The 8,212-nt window shown below is 36.3% G+C and carries 6 protein-coding genes; all 6 read left to right on the plus strand.

The genetic code is table 11. From position 1 onward, the window contains the following. Window positions 1-573: hypothetical protein (locus KC460_04855; protein ID MCA9770670.1), on the plus strand; the 573-nt coding region annotated here is incomplete at its 5' end. 1 nt (window position 574) lies between these two features. Next, window positions 575-1,603 (plus strand): hypothetical protein, encoded by a 1,029-nt coding sequence (locus tag KC460_04860; GenBank protein ID MCA9770671.1) that lies wholly within the window; start codon window positions 575-577, stop codon window positions 1,601-1,603. 152 nt (window positions 1,604-1,755) lie between these two features. Further along, on the plus strand, window positions 1,756-3,048 hold the full coding sequence (locus KC460_04865) for a hypothetical protein (protein ID MCA9770672.1): 1,293 nt from the start codon (window positions 1,756-1,758) through the stop codon (window positions 3,046-3,048). A 28-nt stretch (window positions 3,049-3,076) separates the two neighbouring features. Next, complete coding sequence (locus KC460_04870) at window positions 3,077-5,203, plus strand: hypothetical protein (GenBank protein ID MCA9770673.1); 2,127 nt, start codon at window positions 3,077-3,079, stop codon at window positions 5,201-5,203. A gap of 24 nt (window positions 5,204-5,227) precedes the next feature. Next, entirely contained in the window at window positions 5,228-6,316 is a 1,089-nt protein-coding gene (locus KC460_04875) for a hypothetical protein (protein ID MCA9770674.1), read from the plus strand. Window positions 6,317-6,341: 25 nt separating this feature from the next. Further along, a partial coding sequence (locus KC460_04880; protein ID MCA9770675.1) for a hypothetical protein occupies window positions 6,342-8,212 on the plus strand: 1,871 nt, incomplete at its 3' end.

Raw genomic sequence — 8,212 nt, forward strand, 5'->3', positions numbered from 1 at the left:
TTGGCAGCAGGGTCAGTTGTAGATGGTATACCATTAGTAAGTCCACTGACTGTTGCAACAGATACAGTATTTAACAGAACGACACAACTAGCAGCAGGTACTACAATTGCACCGTTCCAAATTGTAGGTAGTACAACACCATTAACCTCAGCGCTATTGCTACCGCCAGCTTCTCGCTTACCTGCAGGTTCAACAATTTCGCCAGAATCAGAACGAGTAAGCACGACAACAGACTTACAGGAAAATTTCTTTGAAACGATTGCGCCATTGGTAACTATATTTAGTGAAATGTCATTCATAGCATCCAGTGCACCAACTCCTGATGGCAGCATTTTAGTGCGTCTTGGTTCACTTGACCCAGCATCAGACGGAGCACTTGGAGCGTTGTGTCCGCCAGTAAGAGATGGTGTGCGCCGCGATGGTTCAGTTGTTCGTTTGCAATCGGGTGATCACGATGTGCAATATAATGCAGGAATTGGTAGCTTAATGTTGAATGAGATACAAGGATTTACGTTTAATGGTGAGCAGTTTGTGATTATCAATTGTGATGAAGCAACGCGAACGGAAACATAGTGTGAATAACTCAAGAAAATCGGTATTATTGCTGTTTTTAGTTTGCCTATATAATAATAATTTAGCGTATCATCAATGCGTTAAAGATTTGATTAGCCAGTATCAACGCCCATTTACGCTTTTGGATTTGGGTGATATTTTTGGAACCTTTTATTCATTTGATATTGCTACGGAATATCCCGATTCGGTGTGTGTTATTTTATCGATGGGTCCGAATATCATATTATCTTCAGCAGTAAAGCTTATTGAAAAATGTCGGGACAGAGAACTGGGTAATATTATTCTGCTTGATTATGTACCAGCTGTTGACTTACAGAGATTTAGTGATGCAGAGCACTTTGATATTACTCTTGCATTGCATATTATTGGTAATGAAAATCAGACTAAAAAGGCATTTGTCAACGCTATGTTAAATATGGGGGATTATGTAATTTTTGGGGTTCAATTGCCTAGGGATTTGTATATTGAAGATTATTTGATAAAAAAGGGTGCCAGGAAAGTTGAGGTTGAAGAAGAGGATTTTTGCAAGGCAAATTATCACTTTTATTTATTGGCTACAAGCAAAAATTGTCTATATCGGAAAACATATTTATATCGGGATATACGTGATAATCCTCCAATAAAAATTATAAGCAACTTCCAGATAAAAAGTCTTACTAAAACTGTTTCAAATTTGCAAAAAATAACTGTTGTGGCGCCGTGGCATCCTGGAATTAATCTTATTACTTATATGGTGTGCGGTGGACTGTATCCATCAAGAGAATCTATTAAAGAGTCTATTCGGGCTATTGCTAATGTTGATCATGATGACTGGGCGCCATATAATATGATTTTACAGGGGAAAAATATAATGCTTGTAGATTTACCTCACCGGCCTGATCGTCGAAAAATTTATGAACAACCCTCAGAGCTTGTTCGTGACGTATTGACATTCGTAGAAATAAAAGATTCGTTTGTTGTTGAACGGTACTTTAAAGTTATTTTATCGCGTCTACATGAGATTAGAGAGAAAAGATATGATATAGGATAGAAGCTTTATCTATAGATTCTTTTGTTAACTTTCTTGACACAAGATTTATAGCGTTTTAACCTCACTCAGAGGTGTTTATTGAAAAATTTTTTCTAAAGTTTGTAAAAAGCGTGCGAAAAAATTTTTTGTATGGAGAAAATAAAGGAAGAGTAATGGATTCTGCAAAGTTATTTTGCCACATGGTGTTTTTAATGTCGTTATTTTGGGGGTGTTCTAGTTTTTCTGTTATTATTGGTTCTGATAGTGCTATTTCTAAAGAGTCTTATGTTGTTTTTTCCTCAAAAGATAGCGATAATAAAATCAAGCGTTTTGCTTTGATGGAGGATGGATTTGGCCTTAGAGATAACGCAACAACATGTACATTCAGTAGTTCGTTGTCCGCATCGGGTGAAATAGCTCTTAATGGTGGTACCTTGTATCTTGGACGTGATTTATTCCTTTCAAATGTAACGACAATGACTTCACTTGGAGACATCAAGGCTGGTGGTTGTTCTGTTGAGCTTCCCTCAGCAATGAAAAGACTTGGTGGTGACAATGGGTCAGTTTCACATTTTGACATAATTACATTAGTGATGAACTCTGATATTACTATTAATGCACCGATTTGTTTTTCTGGAAGTTCTTTTATTGAAGGGCGCCATAATGTGCTGACACTTGGATCTGAGGGAAAAATTATTATTGGTGTTGATTCTGATCTAACAATAAAAAATCTCATAGTCAAAGGTGTTGATGATGGTAAGATTTATTGTATGGATGATACGGGTGTATTGAGACTAAAAGATGCAGTATGGTTTTTGGATAATGATATAACATTTTCTCATGGTTCCTTTGTTGTAGATAGTTTTTGGGATTTGTGTGGTGATGGTAGTTTTATTTATCAGTCGGGTAAAACTAGTACTATTGCAGCCCGCTCAATACTAAGATTAGATGAAATGATTACTTTTAGTTATGATCCAGATTCTCAGAATAAAAATTTAATAGAATTTATTGATGATACTTCAGTTCTTCAACTTAATGGATCTACTCTTCATGCGACTGTTACTGGGATGACTTTGCTTAAAGGGAAGCTTTTAGTGAAAAAAGCTTCAAGTATATCATCTGAGATTCAGGGATTTGGTAGTGGCGATGAGGCCAATGAGGGTATAACCTTCGGTGACAGTGAACAAAACAATGATTTTTTGTGTGAAATTGCAAGTGGCGCAACGCTTAGTTTAACTGCTGGCACTATTAATTATAAAAATATAGTACGTGATGCTTGGGTAGCAAATGATTTTTCTTCAATATTAGATCTTAAGTCTGGTACAAGATTAAATTTATATGAAACGCTTAATTTTAAGCCAGGTTTTATCAATGTTGGAGTTGGTGCAATAATAGCACGTTCTACTGGAGCAGATTTGTTTGGATCATTACGCCCAGAAGGAAGATATTTTAGTATTGGTTTATAGTTTTATTTTAAGAGTATTCACGAGTTGTATGAAGCAAGTAATAGGCAAGATTTTTTATTGTTTTTCTTTTGTACTCTGGTTCTTGATATCTAGTTGGTGTATAGCCCTTGATATTGGTTCTGATAATATAGTTACACGTTTTGTCTCCGTACAATCTTTAAGTAATGGAGATCGAGTTGCCGGTTTTGCAGCGCTAGATGGTGGCTTTTTTCTTGCAAGTATTATTAGTACTTCAAGTTTTGATTCTTTTTTTCCTGTGACTGGTGATGTAAGCTTTAACCGTGGCTCTCTTGTGTTAGATAGAGACCTGATTTTTCGTGATATTGCTATCATCAAAAGTATTGGAAGCATTGATGGCCAAGGGCATGTTATGGAGCTTTCTGCTTCAACTACGTGTATTCCATCACCTGATATTGGTAATTGTGCTGCTGTTCTTGCAGATGAGGCAAGCCAACCAGATCCAATCTCAACTATAGATTGGTCGTTTGATAATACTTATATTGCGCTTGGTATGGATACTCAAGGTGGGTCTAATGATATTTTACGCGTATATAAATGGAGTGGTTCATTATTAACGCTTGAAGATTCAGAGCCTCTTGATGTATATCTCGATATTAACAATGTTCGGTGGAGTCCGTTTAAACATCAATTTGTGGTGACTCGAAAGAGTTCTGTGAGTACCGATGAATTGATCACCTTTTCTTTTGTGCCGCTCACAGGAATGATTCATAAAGTAAGTAGTGTTGATATTGGAGTTGATGCACTTGCTGCTGCATGGAACCCGACAGGAGATTATATTGCTGTTGGTGTTGCCAAAAATCCAGAAATAGAAATATATTCGGTAGATGTTAATGGGGTGATCAGTGCTTCACCTGTTGAGACAATAAATATTTCTGGTAATAAAGTTGTTCAGCGCAATGGGATGGAGTGGAGTGAATTAGGAGATTATCTTGCTGTAGCAACGGATAAACAGGGTGGTCAACCGGAGCTTTTGATTTATGAATGGGATAGCGGTTTAGAAATGTTAACTCTCAATGCATCGTATGTGGCTGGTGCAAGAATTAATGCTATTGATTGGAGTGCTACACCAACCAATCAACTTGTAGTAGGTGTTGATGGTACTTCGGAGAAGTTACGTGTTGTTGAGCATAATAATGGTGCAGGTACTATAACGTTGCTTGATAGTTCTACGCAACCCGGCAATCCTGTTATTCGATCTGTTGGTTGGGCACCAAATGGTAATTGTATTGTTACTGGTTGGACAAATGGCGATTTCAGAACGTTTGAGTTTGATCAAGATGTGCAAGAGTTGATTGAAGTAAGTAATGTAAAAGTTAACAACAAGATTGAAGCTGTAAGGTGGGCAAAAAACGGCTTAAATCTAGCAATTGGTGGGGAAAATAAAGATTTAGGAGTATATAGAACTCAGGCATCGTTTGTTAATGACCCAGATATTGATGATTGCGTGGAGTTTACGGATTTAAAAATACTTTTGAATTGTAACACATGTATTCAGCGTTCGTGTATCAACTTTAAAGGAGAGTCAAGTATTGATGGACGTGGTACTATTTTGACCTTGGAGTCAACTACAACGTTAATCATTGATGCAAATGCGAGTTTATTGCTTAAGGATGTTGTTATACAGGGAATTAACTCAGAACGTATTCAAATGACTGATAGTACTAGTACACTTTCTTTGGATAATGTTGAGTGGGTGCAAGATGGTGACTATAATTTTAAAAAAGGTCATTTTGATGTTTTGGGGCAATGGCGTTTGGTTGGTGAGGGGAATATATTTGCTTATCAGACCGATCAAGCAAGTACCATTGATGAGTACGGACATATGATTATTGATAATGAACTGACGTTCAGTTATGATCCATCTAATTTTTCTCGCGACTTAATAATTTTAGCAACCAAAAATTCAAAAATAGAACTTAATGGTGGTTCATTTCATACAACGACATCAGGTATTATGTTGAAAAAAGGAATACTGCGAGTTGATAGAAAGTCCACTCTTTCTGCTGAAGGGACAACGAATATAGAAGGTATTTCTATTGGTGATGGTGTAGATGTAAATAATAATGTAACAGTGCAAATTTTACCATCAGCTCAGTTGATTTTAGAGAGAAGTGTGGTTGATGACAGTGTATAGTGGTGCTGTAGTAAAAGGTAAGTAATGAAACAGGATCAAAGTATTGTATGTGGATCTAGAATATTTTTTATTTGTTTTGTTTTTTGCTCTATGCAAGCTGTTGACATTGGATCTGATGTGACGCCAACACGTTTTAATACGCAGCAAATCCTTATGAATGGGGACAGAGTTGCAGGATTTGCTTCTTTGCAGGGTGGATTTAAATTAAATAACAGTAGTGTGTCTGCTGAATTTGATTCTTTTTTTCAGGTTGCGGGTAATATTGATTTGAATGGTGGTCGACTTATTCTTGGCAGAGATATGATCATACATAATTTTGCCAATATTGTTCGTCTTGGGGATATTACTGGGAGCGAACATACTATAGAGTTTGCAGTAACAAATACTTTAGTTCCTACAGATTCTGATGGAGTTGATACTTGTTTTACTTTTTCAGAAGTTAGTGTTCGATTGAATTGCAATATGATGTTACAAGATTGCTGTATCATATTTGAGGGAGATTCAGTAATTAATGGTGGTGGCAATTGTTTGACACTGGCAGATACTTGTACTTTGCAAGTAGATAAAGATTCAACATTGCTTCTCAAAGACGTCACAATAAAGGGACTTAACTCTAATAAAATAGCATGTTTAGATAGTTTAAGCACTATTACACTTTTAAATGTTAAGTGTATTTTGGATGGAGACTATAGTTTTACTATTGGTCATTTCGACGTGGTGAAAGATTTTCATGTTTGTGGTGAAGGTCATACGCTTGCTTATCAAAGCAATCAAGTAAGTACTGTTCAAGAATACGGAAATATAATTATTGATTATGGCGTAACCTTTAGTTACGATCCTTCTATAGCTTCACAAGAATTAATAGATTTGGTTAGTGATACTTCAATGATAGAGTTACGTGGTGGTACGCTTCATGCAACAAAAGTTGGTATGCAGCTGAAAAAAGGAGTACTAAAAATTGACCGTCGATCAACGCTTTCAAGCGAAGGATCTGTTATTGCAGAAGCAATTAGTTTGGGTGATGGTCTTGATGTTGCAAACAATATAGATGTACAAATACTACCATCAGCGCAATTAGTAATAGAAGGGCCTGTAATAGATAATGATGTATGATGATGCGTAATGTGGCGTAGTAGTGATGATTAAGAAAAAAGGAAGCAGTATGGTGGAGCGTATTCTAAGACTTTTGCCGATTATTAATTTGTTATTAACCGGTACGTTGGTTTATGCGGTACCATTTAAATTTGATGTAGTATCTTCGAGTGTGAAAGTCTCAAATAGTGGTACGTTAACTGTTAATAATCCAATTTCTACCTTTGATGGAACACTTATTCGTATGCTGAATGGCACTATTTCCGGGGATACGGTGACATTTGAGCGAGGCATTTTTGAAGATGCCGATAATCAATTATTAATGAAAAGTATCTTTAATCCACTAGGTACTCTTATGCTTTCTGGAGATGATTTTTTGTGTGCCCAACCAAGCACCGTATTACAGGAAGTTCGAGTAAGTGGTGTTAATAATAAGATAAGTGGTCAGCCAATTTTTACGAGCAATATTGTTTTGGCTGATTCTAATACAACACTTACACTTGCAGTGCAAAGTGCTGTTAATAAAAGTATTGATTTAAACAGCGGTACTTTATTTTTAGGGGATGATCTTCGGTTTACAGATGAACAAAAAATTAACGGTCCTGGTGTTGTAGATTTAAATGGCTATCAATTGGGGTTTGGTGGAAAAGATTTCAGCTCATCAGATAATATTGAGTTAAGAAATGCAACAGATATAGAGCTCCATAGTAATCTTGATTTTTCTGGATCATTTACTTTTTCTAGTGATACAGCTTTTAATGGCAATGGGTACATTTTAAATTTAGCAGATGGTGGTCTTATTACTGTTGCTGATGGGGTTACTGTTTGCTTTACAGATATTGTTATTAAGGGCTTAGGTGACTCAGCGGGTAAAATTATTTATGCAAGCGATTCTTCATCAATAAAGCTGTCTAATGTTACTGTTGAGTTGGTGGATGATGTAACGCAAAGTCAGGGGGGAATATTAGTAAATGGGCCAACAACATGGGTTGTAAAAAACTTTGACTGGACGTTTGATTCTTCAGCTTCGCTTACAGTTGATGGTGTTACATTGTGGAAAGATTCTGCGGGTGAGAATAATATTGGTGAAATTTCTTTTGGTATTCCGACTTCAATTTTTTTTACTTCAATTTCAAGTGGTACTATTAAATGTGTTGGGCAGGCAGATGTTGTTGTTGATCAGAGCGAATTAATATCAAGAATTGAAGTTGTAGAAACATGCTGTGATGAATTACGTACAAGTACAGGTGAATTGATATCGATAATTGATGAATGCTGCTCAAGTTTGAAAACAAGTACAGGGCAACTACAGTCGCAAATTGATGTGATAGATGATTTTGCACAATCGTGTTGTGATGAGTTGGCAACAAGTACAGGAGAGTTGCAATCATGTTGTGATTTTCTTGCAAGTTTAGTTGATCCACTTATTATTCTAATTCAAAGTGATACAGGTGCATTAGCTAGTATGATTGATATGCTCAAAACGAGTACTGGGGAATTGCAATCACAAATTGATATGCTTGTTGATGAAGGTGCAAATTGTCAATCACAGATTGATGCTCTTAAAACAAGTACTGGAGAGTTACAATCACAAATAGATCTTTTTGATGATGCGCTTATTTCTCGAGTAGAAGTTGTTGAATCTAAAATTGAAATATTAGAAACGTGCTGTGATGAGTTAAGAACAAGTACCGGTGAATTACAGTCTGAGCTAGATGAGTGTTGTTCAGAACTCAAAACGAGTACAGGGGAATTGCAATCGCAAATAGATCTTTTTGATGATGCACTTATTTCTCGGGTGGAGACTGTTGAATCTAAGGTTGAAATATTAGAAACGTGCTGTGATGAATTACGTACAAGTACAGGTGAGCTGGTGTCTCAAATAGATGATTTATGTTCTCAGCTTGGTTGTGAATG

Source organism: Candidatus Dependentiae bacterium (assembly GCA_020431705.1).
In the GTDB taxonomy this organism is placed as follows: domain Bacteria; phylum Babelota; class Babeliae; order Babelales; family Vermiphilaceae; genus JAGQHQ01.

Coding starts and splice junctions, on each gene's coding strand:
- KC460_04865 (MCA9770672.1), top strand. CDS start 1,756: ATGGATTCTGCAAAGTTATTTTGCCACATGGTGTTTTTAATGTCGTTA.
- KC460_04870 (MCA9770673.1), top strand. CDS start 3,077: ATGAAGCAAGTAATAGGCAAGATTTTTTATTGTTTTTCTTTTGTACTC.
- KC460_04875 (MCA9770674.1), top strand. CDS start 5,228: ATGAAACAGGATCAAAGTATTGTATGTGGATCTAGAATATTTTTTATT.